This is a genomic window from Methylothermus subterraneus (assembly GCF_054656915.1).
This window is the reverse complement of the sequence record NZ_BAAHXK010000004.1, coordinates 76,953-93,610: the sequence shown is the minus strand read 5'-3', so window position 1 is coordinate 93,610 and position 16,658 is coordinate 76,953. Positions and strand designations below refer to the sequence as shown.

17 protein-coding genes are annotated in these 16,658 nt (G+C 62.0%); 2 read left to right on the top strand and 15 right to left on the bottom strand.

Annotated features, from left to right (window positions below; translation table 11 throughout):
- Position 1 precedes the first annotated feature (1 nt).
- Genes secD through tgt form a run of 3 tightly spaced genes read right to left on the bottom strand, consistent with a single transcriptional unit; the run spans position 2 to position 3,370 of the window.
- Positions 2–1,849, bottom strand: coding sequence for a protein translocase subunit SecD (secD, locus tag ACYQ3M_RS04970; RefSeq protein ID WP_460034954.1), 1,848 nt, complete (start codon positions 1,847–1,849; stop codon positions 2–4).
- A gap of 9 nt (positions 1,850–1,858) precedes the next feature.
- Entirely contained in the window at positions 1,859–2,221 is a 363-nt protein-coding gene (yajC, locus tag ACYQ3M_RS04965) for a preprotein translocase subunit YajC (protein ID WP_460034953.1), read from the bottom strand.
- A 33-nt stretch (positions 2,222–2,254) separates the two neighbouring features.
- Positions 2,255–3,370, bottom strand: coding sequence for a tRNA guanosine(34) transglycosylase Tgt (gene tgt, locus ACYQ3M_RS04960; protein ID WP_460034952.1), 1,116 nt, complete (start codon positions 3,368–3,370; stop codon positions 2,255–2,257).
- Positions 3,371–3,416: 46 nt separating this feature from the next.
- Here tgt and ACYQ3M_RS04955 point away from each other — a divergent pair, with 46 nt between their 5' ends.
- Complete coding sequence (locus ACYQ3M_RS04955) at positions 3,417–4,694, top strand: TonB-dependent receptor (protein ID WP_460034951.1); 1,278 nt, start codon at positions 3,417–3,419, stop codon at positions 4,692–4,694.
- On the opposite strand, the gene ubiB is transcribed toward ACYQ3M_RS04955, so the two are convergent.
- Genes ubiB through ACYQ3M_RS04925 form a run of 6 tightly spaced genes read right to left on the bottom strand, consistent with a single transcriptional unit; the run spans position 4,674 to position 10,593 of the window.
- Complete coding sequence (gene ubiB, locus ACYQ3M_RS04950; RefSeq protein WP_460034950.1) at positions 4,674–6,323, bottom strand: ubiquinone biosynthesis regulatory protein kinase UbiB; 1,650 nt, start codon at positions 6,321–6,323, stop codon at positions 4,674–4,676. The two genes, ACYQ3M_RS04955 and ubiB, sit on opposite strands and share 21 nt — an antisense overlap.
- A 9-nt stretch (positions 6,324–6,332) precedes the next feature.
- Positions 6,333–6,941: a ubiquinone biosynthesis accessory factor UbiJ gene (locus tag ACYQ3M_RS04945; RefSeq protein WP_460034949.1), complete on the bottom strand. Its 609-nt coding sequence runs from the start codon at positions 6,939–6,941 to the stop codon at positions 6,333–6,335.
- A 1-nt stretch (position 6,942) separates the two neighbouring features.
- Complete coding sequence (gene ubiE, locus ACYQ3M_RS04940) at positions 6,943–7,701, bottom strand: bifunctional demethylmenaquinone methyltransferase/2-methoxy-6-polyprenyl-1,4-benzoquinol methylase UbiE (protein WP_460034948.1); 759 nt, start codon at positions 7,699–7,701, stop codon at positions 6,943–6,945.
- Entirely contained in the window at positions 7,698–9,026 is a 1,329-nt protein-coding gene (gene hslU, locus ACYQ3M_RS04935; RefSeq protein ID WP_460034947.1) for an ATP-dependent protease ATPase subunit HslU, read from the bottom strand. The genes ubiE and hslU overlap by 4 nt, the downstream gene beginning before the upstream one ends.
- Positions 9,023–9,568, bottom strand: a complete 546-nt coding sequence (hslV, locus tag ACYQ3M_RS04930) for an ATP-dependent protease subunit HslV (RefSeq protein WP_460034946.1) — start codon at positions 9,566–9,568, stop codon at positions 9,023–9,025. The genes hslU and hslV overlap by 4 nt, the downstream gene beginning before the upstream one ends.
- Before the next feature lie 59 nt (positions 9,569–9,627).
- Positions 9,628–10,593, bottom strand: a complete 966-nt coding sequence (locus ACYQ3M_RS04925) for an MraY family glycosyltransferase (RefSeq protein WP_460034945.1) — start codon at positions 10,591–10,593, stop codon at positions 9,628–9,630.
- 233 nt (positions 10,594–10,826) lie between these two features.
- On the opposite strand from ACYQ3M_RS04925, the gene crcB (ACYQ3M_RS04920) reads away from it, so the two are divergent.
- Complete coding sequence (gene crcB, locus ACYQ3M_RS04920; RefSeq protein ID WP_460034944.1) at positions 10,827–11,534, top strand: fluoride efflux transporter CrcB; 708 nt, start codon at positions 10,827–10,829, stop codon at positions 11,532–11,534.
- Here the strand turns inward: crcB (ACYQ3M_RS04920) and ACYQ3M_RS04915 are convergent.
- From ACYQ3M_RS04915 to dapD, 6 genes are read right to left on the bottom strand one after another with little or no spacing between them, the layout of a single operon-like run.
- Positions 11,481–11,831: a DUF190 domain-containing protein gene (locus ACYQ3M_RS04915; RefSeq protein ID WP_460034943.1), complete on the bottom strand. Its 351-nt coding sequence runs from the start codon at positions 11,829–11,831 to the stop codon at positions 11,481–11,483. The genes crcB (ACYQ3M_RS04920) and ACYQ3M_RS04915 overlap by 54 nt on opposite strands.
- Positions 11,828–12,526, bottom strand: coding sequence for a fluoride efflux transporter CrcB (crcB, locus tag ACYQ3M_RS04910; protein WP_460034942.1), 699 nt, complete (start codon positions 12,524–12,526; stop codon positions 11,828–11,830). The genes ACYQ3M_RS04915 and crcB (ACYQ3M_RS04910) overlap by 4 nt, the downstream gene beginning before the upstream one ends.
- Positions 12,526–13,815, bottom strand: a complete 1,290-nt coding sequence (locus tag ACYQ3M_RS04905) for a TolC family protein (protein WP_460035071.1) — start codon at positions 13,813–13,815, stop codon at positions 12,526–12,528. The genes crcB (ACYQ3M_RS04910) and ACYQ3M_RS04905 overlap by 1 nt, the downstream gene beginning before the upstream one ends.
- Entirely contained in the window at positions 13,815–14,666 is an 852-nt protein-coding gene (locus tag ACYQ3M_RS04900; protein ID WP_460034941.1) for an efflux RND transporter periplasmic adaptor subunit, read from the bottom strand. Before ACYQ3M_RS04900 ends, ACYQ3M_RS04905 begins: the two co-directional genes overlap by 1 nt.
- 3 nt (positions 14,667–14,669) lie before the next feature.
- The gene (gene dapE / locus ACYQ3M_RS04895; protein WP_460034940.1) at positions 14,670–15,794 is read right to left on the bottom strand and encodes a succinyl-diaminopimelate desuccinylase; all 1,125 of its coding nucleotides are present in this window, start codon (positions 15,792–15,794) and stop codon (positions 14,670–14,672) included.
- Position 15,795: 1 nt separating this feature from the next.
- Positions 15,796–16,620: a 2,3,4,5-tetrahydropyridine-2,6-dicarboxylate N-succinyltransferase gene (gene dapD, locus ACYQ3M_RS04890; protein ID WP_460034939.1), complete on the bottom strand. Its 825-nt coding sequence runs from the start codon at positions 16,618–16,620 to the stop codon at positions 15,796–15,798.
- Positions 16,621–16,658 lie beyond the last annotated feature (38 nt).

The following is a 16,658-nucleotide window of genomic DNA, read 5'->3' as shown; positions in this document are numbered from 1 at the left end:
CTCAAATCGCCAGCCGCGCCACGCGGCGGCCGCCGTAAATCCAGTTGATCAGCATGCGGGTGACCAAAATCGCAGTAAACATCGAGGTCACGATCCCAAGCGAGAGCGTCACTGCAAATCCTTTGATCGGGCCGGTGCCGAGGGCGAACAACACCAGCGCCGCCAATAAAGTGGTCAAGTTCGAATCCAAAATCGTCGCAAACGCCCGCTCGTAGCCGGCATAAATGCTGGCCTGCGGGCTGTTGCCGTTGCGCAATTCCTCTTTGATGCGCTCGTTGATCAGCACGTTGGCGTCCACCGCCATTCCTATTGTTAAGGCGATCCCCGCAATCCCAGGCAAGGTCAACGTCGCCTGCAGGATGGACAAAAGCGCGATCAACAAAACCACGTTGACTATCAGCGCAAAGTCCGCCACCAGCCCAAACACTTTGTAGTACCAGGCGGTAAACCCTAGCACCAAAGCCAGCCCCAGGACCGAAGCCCAAAAGCCGCGGCGGATATTTTCCTGCCCTAGACTCGGACCTACGGTGCGCTCCTCGACGATGTCCATCGGCGCGGCCAGGGATCCGGCGCGCAACAGCAAGGCTAAATTACGCGCCTCCGCGGTGGAGTCCAGACCGGTGATCTGAAATCGCTTGCCAAACCGGCCGCGGATCGTAGCCACGTTGATGACCTCCTCGATTCGCTTGCGTTCTTTTACGGTTTGCCCATTTACCGTTCTGGTCTCGGTCCGGTTTTCGATGAACACCACCGCCATGGGTTTGCCGATGTTTTCTTTGGTCACCCGGTCCATTTTCTTGGCCCCGACGCTGTCTAAAGTCACAAACACCGCCGGCGTCCCGGAATCCTGGTCAAAGCCTGCGGAGGCATCGACGATTTGATCCCCCGAGACGATGACCTGACGCTTGAGCAAAACAGGCTTGCCGCTGCGGTCGTAATAGAGCTTGGCGCCAAGAGGAGGATGGCCTTTGGCCGACTCCACATCGTGCTCGACGTCCACCAGGCGAAACTCCAAAGTCGCCGTTGCCCCTAAGATTTCCTTCGCGCGAGCGGTATCTTGCACGCCCGGGAGCTGCACCACAATGTGGTCCTCTCCCTGCTGCTGGATCACCGGTTCAGCCACCCCCAGTTCGTTGACGCGGTTGCGCAAGGTCGTCAGGTTTTGTTTCAACGCAAAACTCCGGATCTCTTGTCTTGCCGCATCCGAAAGCTTAAAGCGCAAAGTCAAGGCGGCCTCGTCCTTGCTCGCCAGCAACTGGCGAAAGGCGCGGCCAAGTTCCGCTTCGGCCTGGGCCAAATCCTTGCCGTTGGCGAATTTAACGGCGATCCCCTCGCCCTCTCGGCTCACCGCCAGATACCGAATCTTGGCCTCGCGCAAGGTGGTGCGGATGTCCCCAAGGTAACGCTCCAGCGCCTGATCGATGGCGGCCTCCATGTCCACTTGCAGCAGAAAGTGCACGCCGCCGCGCAGATCCAGCCCCAGATACATGGGCTTTGCCCCAATCGCTTGCAACCACTTGGGAGTGACTTGGGCAAGATTGAGCGCCACCACGTAGTCGCCTCCTAAACCTTCCCGCAACACGTCCGCGGCTTTCAACTGGGCTTCGGTGGTATCAAAGCGCAACAGCAGCTTGCCTTCTTGCGTCTCGACCGCCTTAGGAACCAAGCCGGCTTCTTGAACGATCTTCTCTGCCCGAATCTTCAAGCTCTCGTCCGCCACGCCGCTGCGCTGGGAGGAAATCTGCACTGCCGGATCCTCGCCGAACACGTTGGGGAGCGCATACAACAAGCCAAGCGCCAACACCAGCAGGATGAGAACGTTTTTCCAAAGCGGGAAGCGGTTTTGCATGGCACTCCCTTACGACTTTTCCACCTGGGCGATTTTCTTTTTTAGCGCCTTGAACGTCCCCTTCGGCAAAACGCTGGCGATGGCGTTGCGCTGCACCTGAAGATGGATGCCGTCTGCGACCTCAAGCACGACAAAACTCTCATCCAACTCCACGACTCGCCCCAGGATACCCCCATTGGTAATCACCTCCGTGCCTTTGCCTATGGAGGCCACCATTTTTTTATGCTCTTTGGCCCGGCGCTGCTGGGGCCAGATGAACAGAAAATAAAAAAACGCAAAGATGGCCAAAGGCAAAACCAATCCTGCCCAACCCGGCTGCTGTTGCGCCTGAGGAGCCGCTTGGGCAAGTGCGTCGGCGATAAAAAACCCCATAGTTCTCCGTCCTTAACGAACTTAAAATTAAAATTATGCCACAAGCGGCATCGCTTTGCCGCACTCGCAATAAAAGCGTTCGACGAAACTCTCCAGCTGCCGGGAGGCGATGGCATCCCGCAACCCGCGCATAAGTTCTTGATAATAATAAAGATTATGCAAGGTGTTGAGGCGCGCTCCGAGGATTTCCCCACACCGATCCAAATGGTGTAAGTAAGCGCGGCTGAAATGGCGGCAGGTGTAGCATCCGCAGGACTCGTCGATCGGCCGGGTATCGGTGCGATAACGGCTATTGCGGATCTTGACCACCCCAAAGCGGGTAAACAAGTGCCCGTTTCTGGCGTTACGCGTAGGCAAGACGCAGTCGAACATATCCACCCCGCGGCGCACGCTCTCGACGATGTCCTCCGGGGTGCCCACGCCCATCAGATACCTCGGCTTGTCGGTCGGCATCTGCGGCAGCAGGGCATCGAGCACCCGGTAGCGGTCCTCTTTGGGCTCTCCCACCGACAGGCCACCGATCGCCAAGCCATCGAAGCCCAGCGCCAAAAGCTCTTCAAGACAACGCAGGCGCAGCGCCTCGTATACCCCCCCTTGGACGATTCCGAACAGAGCGGCAAAGTGGTCGCCGTGAGCGACGCGGCTGCGCCGCGCCCAACGCAGCGACAATTCCATCGAGGCTTTGGCCTGCTCAAAGCTGGCTGGATACGGGGTACACTCATCGAAAACCATCACGATGTCCGAACCTAAAGCTTTTTGCACGGCGATGGATTCCTCCGGCCCCATGAAGATCGCATCCCCGTTGAGGGGGGAGCGAAAATACACCCCCTCTTCGGTGATCTTGCGCAGATCCCCGAGGCTAAACACTTGGAATCCGCCCGAATCGGTTAAAATCGGTCCGTCCCAATTCATGAACCGATGCAGCCCTCCGTGAGCGCGGATGACCTCGACCCCAGGCCGGAGCATCAGGTGAAAGGTATTGCCGAGAACCACCTCAACCCCGCAGGATTTTATTTCCTCCGGGCTCAGAGCCTTGACCGTGCCGCAGGTGCCTACGGCCATGAAGGTTGGGGTCTCCACGCTCCCGCGGGTCAATTCCAACCTGCCGCGGCGGGCCCGTCCATCCGTTGCGAGCAAATGAAATCGCATGGTCGCTGCCTAACTCCTGGGAAGGTTTATCACGGAGAACCCGAGCGTGCCTTTTAACTTTTCGATCCTCCGCCTTTGCTCAAACTGGGGCGAGATTTTAAGCGCCTTAGGCCGGCCGCCGTCAACCCCGATCGCTTTGTTCTTTGGACTAGCCTCGAGCCTATTCCTTAAGCCCGCTTTCGCGTGGTCGTGGCGAGAGGCTACCCAATGCCACGGTTTTCTCGCGCAAGGCTACACCTGGACCTCGAGCAACAACTTTTATGGCCACAGCGAAACCGGCAGCCCGAATTTCACCGAACTCGGGGCGAACTTGCGCATAGAAGCCACCCCGTATTTAAACTTTAGCGCTCAAGGCATTTATCGCCACGCAGGCAAGGTCGAAAATCGCCTGCAACTCGATTTTGCCTTGGCCGATCTGGCCGTGCTGAGCCAAGAAAACTACGCCTTGCACCTGCGCGCCGGCAGGGTCAAAAATCCCTTCGGCTTGTATAACGAAACCCGGGACGTGGCTTTCACCCGCCCTTCGATCCTATTGCCGCAGGGAATTTATTTCGACCGCACCCGCGCCTTGTTCCTCTCTTCCGACGGCGGCCAAATGGCGGTAGGGCATTATGCCCACTGGGGAGATCTTACGCTCGCCATCAATGTCGGCATGCCGCGCCATCCAGACGGCGAAGTTGCGGCCTCGATCTTCGGTTTCAACACCCCAGGCCGGATCCAGGCCAATCGCCCGATGTATTTAGTCCAGCTGCGTTACGAATACAACGCGGGCGAATGGATATTTGCCCTAAGCTACGCCGACGCCGAGTTGGAATACAACACCGGGACCGATGACCCGGTGGTCTTGCTGGCCGAAACGCCGTTCCAAACCGGGGTTATCCGCTCGCGCCCGGTGCTGTTCTCCGCTCAATACAACGCGGAGAAGTTTTCCGTGACTGGAGAGTATCTGATTCAATTTAATGAAACCAAGCATTTCGGCTCGGGTTTCAACCGCTCCCTGGCTTCCGAGAGCGGGTACGTCCAAGGCCAGTATCGAATCCTCGATCGGCTCCAGGCGATCGTGCGCTACGACGTGTATTTCTTAGACCGCACCGACCGCAGCGGCAAGAATTTAGGGCTTGAGCCGTTTCGCCCAAGGCATGCGGCCTTCGCCAAGGACTGGATGGTCGGGTTGCGCTGGGAGATCACGCCGAACTGGATGGTCAGCACAGAATACCACAACGTCAATGGAACCGGCTGGCTGCCGTTCAAGGACAACCAAGATCCCAACAAAAATCGGAAAGAATGGGGGATGGTGCTCGGTTTAATCGCTTTCCGGTTTTAAAGGGCCTCTCCCCCGCCACGCCCACGTCAGCCACACGCCTCCCAGACTGGCCATACCCCAGGCAAGAGGCGTTAAGACTCCTTGCCCGGCGAGCAGGCTGGCGGAAATCAACAGCCCCGAGCCTGCGATCGCCGCGACCGTCCGGCGCTGGTTTAAGTCAAGCCGGGTTTTGATCTCTTCGAGCTCTTTCGATTGCCATTCGATCCTAAGCTGCCCTTGCCGGGCCTGATCCAACAACTTGAGCAGCCACCCCGGCGCCTCGGGCAGGCGCTCGGCCAAGGCCGGCAGCTCGGCGGCGGTGCGTAGCCAGAGGGTTTTGGGATGCATCCTTTGGCGGAACCAATCCTCCAAAAACGGCTTGGCCGTCTGCCACAGGTCCAGCTGCGGATACAGCTGGCGCCCCAAGCCTTCGATCTGGAGCAAGGTCTTCTGCAAAAGCACCAATTGCGGCTGGACTTCCATCCGGAACCGGCGCGCGGTCTGAAACAGGCGCAGCAGCAGCCGGCCGTAGGAAATCTCGCCTAGGGGCTTGGCGAAGATCGGCTCGCACACCGCTCGGATTGCGGACGCGAATTCGTCCACCCGCGTGTCGGGCGGGACCCAGCCGGATTCCACGTGCATCCGCGCCACCTTGCGGTAGTCGCGGTTAAAAAACGCCAGCAGATTGGCCGCCAGGTAATACTGATCGCCTTCCGAGAGGCTGGCGACGATGCCAAAATCCACCGCCAGATACCGCGCCGGGCGGTCGGGGTCGACGAAGATGTTGCCCGGGTGCATGTCGGCGTGGAAGAAATTGTCGCGGAACACCTGGGTGAAGAAGATCTGTACGCCCCGCTCGGCGAGCAGTTTCAGATCGACCCCGGCGGCCTCGAGCGCCTTCCGGTCGGCGACCGGAAGGCCGCGGATGCGCTCCAAAACCAATACCTTAGGGCGAGTAAAATCCCAATACACCTTGGGCACGTACAGCAACTCGGAATTTTCAAAATGGCGCCTGAGTTCTTGGCAATTGGCGGCCTCGCGCACCAGATCCAGCTCGTCTAAGGTGGTTTTGGCAAATTCGGCCACCACCTCCACCGGCCGCAAGCGCCGCGCCTCGGGAGCCAAGCGCACCAAGAGACGAGCCAGCGCGGCCAACAGTTCAAGGTCCTGTTGAATCTGCACGTGGATTTTGGGACGCAGCACCTTGACCACGACCTCCTCGCCGCTCTTTAAGCGCGCCGCGTGGACCTGGGCGATGGAAGCCGAGGCCAGCGGCGTTAAGTCGAACTCGGCAAATACCGAACCGAGCGGCGCGCAAAGTTCGGTCTCCACGATCGCCGCCGCCTCTTCCCCGGGAAACGGCGGGACCCGATCCTGGAGTTTGGCGAGTTCCTCGGCGACGTCTTCCGGCAACAGGTCCGGGCGGGTGGAAAGCGCCTGGCCGAACTTGACGTAGATCGGCCCCAGCTCTTCCAGCGCCTGGCGGATGCGCTGGCCACGAGGAAAAGAAGGCGGGGAAAGCGAAGGGAAAAGCTGGCGCAGGCAGCGCACCGCTTTCCCAGGCCACGCAAGCAGCCATTCATCCAAGCCGTGGCGCAGCAGCACCTGGAAAATACGGATCAGGCGCAGTAACAGCTTAAGCTGCCTCACCTGCAACCCTTAGGTCGCATTCAGATACGCTTTTAAGCGCTGCACCCGCGCCTCTAGGCGCGCTGCGTCATCGCGCAAGCAGCCGATTTGCCGATATAAGTCTTCCGCTTCCAGAGGCGCAGGCAGAACGCGGGTTTCTTCTTGCAGGAATTCGGCCAGGTTCTGCTGGAAAGTCCGCCAGGCGTGGCGGTTCCAGGCCGCCGCCGCGCGCAGCGAATCGGCCAGTCCGCGCCCAAACCGATCGCCGAGGAGATCGGCCAAATACGACTCCCAATCCAGATCCAGACGCTGGAATAAAATCTGCAGCCGGCGCGCCAGGCGCACGTCGCCGCGCACCTCGATTTCGCCTTGGAACAACGCGCCTTGCGGGTCGGATCGCAAGCGGGCAAACGCGAGCGGCGAGCCTTTTAAGCTAAGATCCACGGGGCCGGAAAAATCGGGCAGAACCAAGACGGTATCCAGAGTAAAGCTTAAGGTCAGGCGGCCAAACGGAATCGGCTCGACCGCGATGACCTTGCCTGCGAGCGGTTCGAGCAGGCGCGCGTGCTTTGGATCGAGCGCGAGCACGCGGCGCAAAGCCGCGCTCAAGGCTTCGGAAAGGACCGCCTGCGCCAGCATCCTAAAGCTTATAGCCGCGGTGGATGGCGACCACGCCAAAAGTCAGGTTGAAATACTCGATGCGCTCGAAACCTGAGCGCGCCATCATGCTTTTTAAGGTGTCTTGGTCCGGGTGCACGCGGATGGATTCGGCCAAATACCGGTAGCTGTCGGCATCTCCGGCCACCAACTGGCCGAGCCGCGGCAGGACCTGGAACGAATAGAAATCGTAGAGCTTGCTGAACCACTCCCCGCGGGGCTTGGAAAATTCCAGGATCAACACCCGCCCGCCCGGTCTGAGCACCCGGTACATCGACGCTAAGGCTCGATTTTTGTCGGTGACGTTGCGCAGCCCGAACCCGATGGCGACGCAGTCGAAGGTGTTCTCGGCAAACGGCAGCGCCTGCGCGTCCGCTTGCACATAGCCGATCCCGGAGACCAGTCCGGCGTCGATGAGGCGGTCGCGTCCTTTTTTGAGCATCGCGGCGTTGATGTCGGCCAGGATCACCTCGCCCTTGTCCCCTACGCGGGAGCGGAACAAATACGTCAGATCGCCGGTCCCCCCGGCCAGATCCAAAATCCGCTCGCCATAGCGCGCCTGGCTCAAGTACACGGTCAGGTGCTTCCACAGCCGGTGGATGCCGAACGACATCAGATCGTTCATCAGGTCGTAGCGGTCGGCGACCGAATCGAACACGCCCTGCACCAGGCGGGCTTTTTCCCGCAGCGGCACCTTGCGGAAGCCAAAATAAGTGGTCTGCTCCTGGGTTTCCTTGCTCATAAGATATAGCGGCTTAAATCCTCGTCTTGGGCCAGGTCTTTGAGGTGGGCGTCGACATAGGCCGCGTCGATGACCACGGTTCTCCCCGGCAAGTCCGGCGCCTCGAACGAGACTTCCTCCAACAGCTTCTCGAGCACCGTATGCAAGCGGCGCGCGCCGATGTTCTCGATCCGCTCGTTGACCTGCCAGGCGATCTCGGCGATCCGCGCCAGGCCGTCGGCGGTAAACTCCAGATTCACGCCCTCTGTGGCGAGCAGCGCCTTGTACTGCTCGGTAAGAGAAGCGTCGGGCTCGGTGAGGATGCGGACGAAATCCTCCACCGTCAAAGGGTCCAGCTCCACCCGGATGGGGAAACGGCCCTGGAGTTCGGGGATCAAATCGGAAGGTTTGGCCAGATGGAAGGCGCCCGAGGCGATGAACAAGATATGGTCGGTGCGCACCATCCCGTACTTGGTGCTGACGGTGCTGCCTTCGACCAGCGGCAGCAGATCGCGCTGCACCCCTTCGCGCGAGACGTCGGCGCCCGAGCCCATCTCCGAGCGGCGGCAGATCTTGTCGATCTCGTCTAGAAACACGATGCCGTTTTGTTCCACCGCCTCCACCGCGCGCAGCTTGATTTCCTCCTCGTTGATCAGCTTGGCCGCCTCTTCCTCGCGTAGGACTTCCAGGGCGTCTTTGATCTTCAGCTTGCGCCGCCGGGTGCGGCCGGCGGTGAGATTCTGGAACAGGCTTTGGAGCTGGCTGGTCATCTCCTCCATGCCGGGCGGGGCCATGATTTCCACTCCCAGCGCCGGGACCCGGACCTCGATCTCGATCTCCATGTCGTCGAGCTGACCGGCGCGCAGTTTTTCCCTAAAGCGCGCCCGCGCAGGCGATTCCTTCTCCTCTGCCGCTTGCTCCGCCCAGCTCGAAGGAGGCGGCACCAACACGTCCAAAATCCGTTCCTGGGCGGCTTTTTCCGCCCGGGCGCGGACTTTTTCCAGCTCCGCCTGGCGGGTCTGTTTGACCGCGACCTCGACCAGATCGCGGATGATGGACTCCACGTCCCGGCCCACGTAGCCGACCTCGGTGAATTTGGTCGCCTCCACCTTGATGAAGGGGGCGTTGGCCAGCCTGGCTAGGCGCCGCGCGATCTCGGTCTTGCCGACCCCGGTCGGGCCAATCATGAGGATGTTCTTTGGGGTGATCTCTTCGCGCAGCGCCGCCGGCACCTGGCTGCGCCGCCAGCGGTTGCGCAAGGCAATGGCCACCGCCCGCTTGGCTTGCTGCTGGCCGATGATGTGCTTGTCCAGCTCGTGGACGATCTCGCGCGGGGTCAGGCTCATTTGTGCGACTCCAGCTCTTCCAGAATCAGGTTGTGGTTGGTGTAGACGCAGATATCGGCCGCAATGTGCAAGGCTTTTTCGACGATCGCGCGCGCCGGCAGCTCGGTGTTTTCCAGCAAAGCGCGCGCGGCGGCGAGGGCGTAAAACCCGCCGGAACCGATGGCGATCAGGTCGTTCTCGGGCTCGATCACGTCGCCGGTGCCGGAAATGATCAGCGAGGCCTTGGCGTCGGCCACCGCCAGAAGCGCCTCCAGCCGCCTCAAGATCCGATCGGTGCGCCAGTCCTTGGCCAGCTCCACCGCGGCGCGGGTCAGATTGCCGCGGTGCTTTTCCAGCTTGCCTTCAAAATGCTCGAACAAGGTAAAGGCGTCGGCGGTCGCTCCGGCAAACCCGGCCAACACTTGATCGTGATACAAGCGCCGGACCTTACGCGCGTTGCCCTTCATCACCGTATTGCCCATGGACACCTGCCCGTCGCCGCCGAGGACCACAAAGCCGGCGCGGCGCACGGAAAGAATAGTGGTGCCTTTGAACGCCTCCATCGCAGCTCCTCCTAGCCTAGGATTTAAGGCATTATAATCCAGCCGAACGCGCGCCTGCATCAATCCAGACCGGCGCGGGCGCGCCAAACCATCCAGAGCAAGGGGGCATAAGCGAGCGCGGTCCACCCCACCCCCAGCTCCGGATACCTGGCGGCAGCCGCCGCCAAAGGCGACAACCACAGCCAAGCGATCGCCGCCACCGCCCCCGTTACCGTCCGTGCTCCAAAGCGATGCGCCAATTTTTGGTAGGCGTGGCTGCGGTGCGCCTGCCAGAAGCGTTGTCTGCGCGCCATCCGCCGCAGCAGGGTGAAACCGGCGTCGGTGACGAACACCGCCAGCAAAATCGCCCAGCTCCAAAGAGGCAGCGCGCCGCTCAAGCTCGTCGCCAGCGCCAGCATCCCGAACACAAAACCGAGAAAACCGCTGCCCACATCGCCCATGAAAACCTTGGCAGGCGGCCAATTGAAGACCAAAAACCCGCCGCAAGCCGCCGCCAGGCCAAACAGCCAGGCGGCAAACCCCACCTGCCCTTGGCAAGCGAGGATCAGCGCCGCCGCCCCTGCCGCGCAGACCGCCTGAACCCCGGCCAGGCCATCGATGCCGTCCATGAAGTTATAGAGGTTGATCATCCACACCAGCCCCAACAGCCACCCTAAGGCGCTCACCCAGTCCGGCGCGCCAAGCCAGGCTTCCCCCCACGCCGCGGCGGCGATGTGGACCAGCAGCCGCCCGGCGATTGGAACGTGCCTTAAGTCGTCGCAGAAACCAATCCCGGCCACCAGCAGCCCTCCGCCCAGGACCGCGACCAGCATTTCGCTCGGCAGCGACCCGGCGATCCACAGTCCCAACGAGGCCAGCGCAAATCCGAGCACGATCCCTACCCCTGCGCCGCGGGGTGTGGGCACGGTATGGGAACTTCTGGGATTGGGGCGGTCTACCGGCAAAAGGCTAGGGTGGCAAAGCAGCCAGCGGATTACTCCGAAAGCGCCGCCAAACCCAACGATCGCCGCCAACCACGCGCTCAAGCTTCAACGCCTCTCTGCCTCTCCGAAAAACGCCAGTCTAACACGCCGTCCGGGATGGCAAACCATATATTAAAAAGAAACAATTTCGGGAACAAAACCTTAATTTTATCGTCAATGTAAACGAGTGTTCATCGGAACCTCTTACCTCCTCCTCATTGGGCCCTCAAGGCCCAACTGGTCCCTGCCTGCGGGCAGGGATTTTTTTTGCCCCTTACCTTGGCTAAACTGCAAGGATGTTTAGCGAATGGCTCGCCATCGCCTTGGGGGGGGCGGTCGGAGCGCTGCTACGCTTTGCCGTTTCCAACGCGGTCTATCGCCGGCTAGGCCGAGGTTTTCCCTACGGCACCTTGGCCGTCAACCTGATCGGCGCGTTTTTGTTTGGGCTGTGGGTCGAGGCGCTGCCCTTCGAGCGGCTGCTGGGGCTGCCCTGGCGCGCCTTGCTGCTCACCGGCGCGCTGGGAGCGTTTACCACCTTTTCCACCTTCGCGCTGGAAACCTTATTGCTGATCGAGCAGGGGCGCCTCTTAGGCGCCCTTGCCAACGTCGCCCTCAGCACCGGTCTAGGGCTGTTGGCGGTCTTTTGGGGGCTGCTGGCCGGGCGCGCGCTGTTCATCGAATCGCCGCTGGCCGTTGCGGGTTTGGGCTGGCTTTTGCCCTGGCTGCTCGGCTGGATCGCCTGTGGGCTAGGCGCTTTCGTTCTGGGACTTTTGCTGGAACTTGCTTTTGCCCGCCTGCGCCCCAGCCCGGAGCACCGCATCCTCTGGACGCTGGTCCTGGCCGGAGGGTGGGCAGGCAGCACAAGCGTCTATCTTCTCCTTGAACTCATGCCGACCTTGGCCTTCAAGCCGAGCGCGGAGCTGCTGATCGGCCTGTTTGCAGTCAATCTCTTAGCCTGCGCGTTGGGGATGGGGTTCGGTTTGGTCACCGCCGAGCGCCTGTAATTCCGCCGGCCACAGCAGGACGTTCTTAATCCCAAAGCGGCTTGCCAGCCCGGCCGCCGCTTGCCGGACTAAGGTCTCGCCGGCGACGAATTCCACCATCACCGGCAGGCGCAGCGACAAGGCAAGCAAGGAGGCGGTGTGGATCTCCCGCTCGCCGCCGGTGCCGGCGATCGCGCGGAAGGCGTGGACGGTAGGAATGCCTTGGTCGTCGTGGAGGAAGCTCAAGATCTCATCCACGCGATCGTGCCCTTCCAGAAGATACACCCGTCCCACCCATACGGTCTTGCTCTGCGTCATCGCTCTCCCCCGCGCAGTCCCAACCAAATGCCCAACGCGCATAGTAGCGCATTCAAAAGCACCAGGAAAAGCGCGAGCCGCCCGTGGTGTGGGTACTCGGCATCGGTCTCGGTCAAGAACATGGCGAGATACACCGTAGAGAACACGACGTACCCGCCGGCCAGCGCCACCTCCGCCCCCGCCCGCGCGCCTTCAGAGCCCAGCCAGCGCTCCAAAAGCGCTAGAACCCATCCGACCAGCGCCGCCCCCAAGAAATTGACCAGGCCAAAGGCGTACGGCACCGGCACGCCTTTCACGATCGCCACCCCGCGCCCGTAATAGAACAGGCTGCGCCCGCACAACAGTCCTAGCCACACCGCCCCAAGGCACGCCCCCACGCTCAAGGCCAGGTTGAACAGGGCCCGAACCCACTCTCCTTGCTGCAACAAGTACAAGGTCTCAAAGGCAAAGGTGGAAAACGTAGTCAGCGATCCGAACACCCCGACCAGGATACCGGCGCGGAACGCCACCGCCAGCCCTGCCCGCTCGAGCAGCAAAGCCTCGCTCATCAAGCCGATCAAAAACGACCCTAAGACGTTGACCGCCAAGGTGCCGTAAGGAAACCGGTGGCCGAGCCATAGATAAATGCTGCCGGCCAAAGCGTAGCGCAACAAGGCGCCGACCGCCCCCCCCAAAGCGATGGCCAAAACTTGCATCACGGCGCTTTTTGCCAGCCGGGCAGGCGTTCGGGCTCCAGGGCACCGAGCGCGGCCAGATAGCGGATCTGGGCCAATTGGTACGCGCTCACCGCCGCCTCGAGATCGAGCCTAGCGCGCGCCAGTTCGGTCTGGGCGTTGAGCACCTCGAGCAACAACGCCTTGCCGGCTCGGTAGCGCTCCTGCGCCAACTTAAGGTATTCTGCGCCGGCCTGAAGCTGTTCCTGGGCGAGCGGCAGGCGCTCCTTAGCCGCCTCGAGCTGGCTTTTAGCCGCGGCTACTTCCGCCTTGGCGGCATCGCTCGTCTGCTGCAAGCGCACCCTGGCGATCTCGAACTCCCGCTCGCGCAGCCGGATTTGATCCCATTTATCCAAAGACAGGCGCCAACCTAGGAACACGCGCACCTGATCCTGCACGGCAAGATCAGAGATTTTTTGGCCCAAACCGGCGCGCCGCCACTCCACCTCCAGATCCGGACCGAACAGCTGCCACCAGGCCGAGGCGATCTGCTCGCGGGCCGCTGCCAGATTTTGCTCCAGGTATTTAAGGTCGAGACGCCCGGAGACATTCTCCGGCGGCAGGCCAGGTACCGTTTGCGCGATCGGCGGCTCTGCGGGCACCAGCCAAACGCGCGTGTCCCAGCGCACCACCTGAGCCAGACGAATGCTCGCCTGGCGCCAGGCGTCGTTCGCCGCCACCTGTTGGCTTTGGGCTTCGGCCAAGGCCGCTTGCGCCTGGGCCAGGTCGGAACGCAAAGCAATTCCCCCCGCCACCTGCGCCTGCACCAGGTCGGCGATCGCGCGCCTCGCCTCAACGAGCTGCCCGGCAATCCCCATGGCGGCGCGGGTGAGCACCAGGTCTTGGTACAACTGCCCGATGCCGAGCAACACCTGCTGGCGCGCATCCAAAGAGCGATAGCGGCTGGCCAGAGACTTGTGCCAGCGGGCGCGCACCTGATGCAGCTGGGCGCCGAGGTTCCAGCTCAAAGCCACCCCAAGTTGGGGGTCGTAGCGCTCGAAGGTGGTCTGGCGCAATTCCCCGAAACTTCCCTGCTGGCGGCCGTCGAGGCGGAAAAATCCCGCTCCCAGCGAAAGCGCAGGCAACCACCCATGCTGAGCGGCGGCCAACGCATCCTGCGCCGCCGCCTCTTCTAAGGCCGCAAGCGTCAGTTCCAGGTGATTTTGTAACGCCGCTTCGACGACCTGCGGTAAGGACACCTCGCGGGACTCTTCCGCGCTCGCCCAGGCGCACGCCCACGCGAGCAGTAGCCATCTTAAAACCCGGACCATCACCACATGAAGATCGCCACCTGCGCTCTCAAACCCGGCAACAGCCCGGGCGCAAACGGCAGATCCGCCTCGGCCCGCAGGTTGCCGTCTGCACCCAGCGCCGCCGCAACGCGCGCCAGCTTGGCCTGATACACCTCGCCGGGAAGGGCGTGGAAGCGGATCCGCAGCGGATCGCCGAGGCGCAGATAAGGGGCAAGACGCGGCGGCACTTTAACGACGAGGCGCAGTTTATCTAAAGACACCAACTCGACCACCGGGGTGGCCTGGGAAATCAAGGCCCCGGTATGCACCCAGCGGCGGGTGACGATGCCGGCGAACGGCGCGCGGATTTTGGCGAACGCACGCTGTGCCTGCAAGCTCTCCACTTCGGCCTCAATGGCACGCACCTTGGCTTCGAGCACGCGCGCTTTGGCTTCGGCAGCCGCCAGCGCCTCTTCGGCACGGTCGACTTCTTCGGCGGTGACCGTTCCCTGGCGCTGGTCGGCCAGACGGCGCAGGCGGGAGGCGATGCGCCGCTTAAAGGGCAAGATGTGCTCCTGCCGCACTCGCTCTGCTCGAACCTCGGCCAGGCGCGCTTTTGCCCGGCGGAGCTTGGCTTCCAGTTCGGGGACGCTCAATTCGGCGATCACCTCGCCCGCTTGGACGCGGTCGCCCAAATCCACGTAGATCGCCTGCAGGTAGCCGCTGACGCGGGCCGGAAGCGCTACGTGCTCGAACGCTTCCAGATAGCCTTCCAAATTGACGACCTGTTGCTCGACGTTTTCCCGGATCTTGGCCACGGGCAATTCCCAGGGCGCCGCGTGCAGGGTTCCCAGCCACACCAGCGCCGCCAGTTTCACCCAAGCGCGCATCCTTTAAGCCAAGAGGTTGACGAGAACCTGCGCGTAGACTTGGGCCAGTTTCGCCAAATCTTCCACCGCTGCCCATTCGTTGACCTGGTGGATGGAGGCGTTGAGAAGCCCAAGCTCGACCACCTCCGCCCCCAGCGGGGCGATGAAGCGCCCATCGGACGTCCCTCCGGCGGTAGAAAGCGCCGCTCGCCTCCCTAGGACGCGTTCCAGGGCGGCCTGCACCGCCTCGATGAGGCGCGTGCCGGTAGTCAAAAACGGACGCCCCGCCAGGCGCCAGTCGAGTTCGTAGTCCAGACGGTAATGGGCCAAGATGGCTTCCACCCTTTGCTGGAGGGCTTCGGCGGTGAGCGCCGGCGAGAAACGAAAGTTGAACTGCGCATCCAGCTGCCCGGGGATGACGTTGTCGGCCCCCACCCCCGCCTGGAGGTTGACGATCTGAAAGCTCGTGGGCGGGAAATACTCGTCGCCCTCGTCCCAAACCTCCTCGGTAAGATGGAGCAGCGAGCGGGCAAAGGCGTGGATGGGGTTGCTAGCCTTGTGCGGATAGGCCACGTGCCCTTGTTTGCCAAAGACCCGAATCCAGCCGGTCAGCGAGCCGCGCCGGCCGATCTTGATCGTATCGCCCAACTCCGCCTCGCCCGAAGGCTCGCCCACCAAGCACCAATGGATGCGCTCGTCGCGCGCCTGCAGGACCTCGACCACCTTGGCCACGCCGTTTTCCGCCCGGCCCTCCTCGTCGGAAGTGAGCAGCAACGCGATCGAGCCCTGGGGCTGCGGGTGCGCGGCCAAGAACTTCTGGCAGGCGACGACGAAGGCGGCGATGGCCCCTTTCATGTCCGCCGCCCCACGGCCGTAGAGCCTGCCGTCGCGCACGTGGGGAACAAACGGCGGGGAGGTCCAAGCGGCCAGGGGACCTGGCGGCACCACGTCGGTGTGGCCCAAAAACACCAGCAGAGGCTCGGCCTCGCCGCGGCGCAGCCAAAGGTTGCGGGTGTCGGCAAAGTCCAAAAACTCGGCGCGAAAGCCCAACGGCGCCAGCGCCTCGGCGACAAGCTCCATGCAGCCGCCGTCTTCCGGCGTAATGGAAGGGCGTGCGATCAAAGCTTGGGCGAGTTCCAATACGTCCATCTCAAACGTCCCGCAACAGCTCGTTGATGCTTACCTTGCTGCGCGTGCGCTCGTCCACCTGCTTGATGATCACCGCGCAGTACAAGCTGTGGCTGCCGTCTTTGGCCGGCAGACTGCCCGGCACCACCACCGACCCGGCCGGCACCCGCCCGTAGAGAATCTCGCCGGTCATGCGGTTGTAGATCTTGGTGCTCTGGCCGATGTAGACCCCCATCGAGATCACCGAGCCTTCTTCGACGATCACCCCCTCGACGATTTCCGAGCGCGCGCCGATGAAGCAGTTGTCTTCGATGATCGTCGGATTGGCCTGCAAAGGCTCGAGCACCCCGCCGATGCCGACCCCTCCCGACAAGTGCACGTTCTTGCCGATCTGGGCGCAAGACCCTACCGTGGCCCAGGTATCGACCATGGTCCCGGAATCCACATAGGCGCCGATGTTCACGTACGAAGGCATCAGCACCACCCCGGGGGCGATATACGCGCCGCGGCGGACGTTGGCCAAGGGCACCACGCGCACCCCATCGCGGCGAAAGTCCTCGGGCCGGTAGCCGGCGTATTTGAGTTCGACCTTATCGTAAAAATTGGTGGGGGCCGAATCCATCATGCGGTTGTCGAACACGCGGAACGACAGCAGCACCGCTTTTTTGAGCCACTGGTTGACCTGCCATTTGCCGTCCTTTTTCTCGGCCACCCGCGCCTGGCCCGAATCCAAAAGGCAAATGGCCGCCTCGATCGCTTCTTTAAGCTCGGCGGTGGCGTTTTGCGGGGTAATCTGGGCGCGTTGTTCAAACGCTTGCTCGATAATTGCCGCCAGTGATTCGCTCATGTTTGCTTCCTTGGTATGCTAAATAAGGAGATGACAAG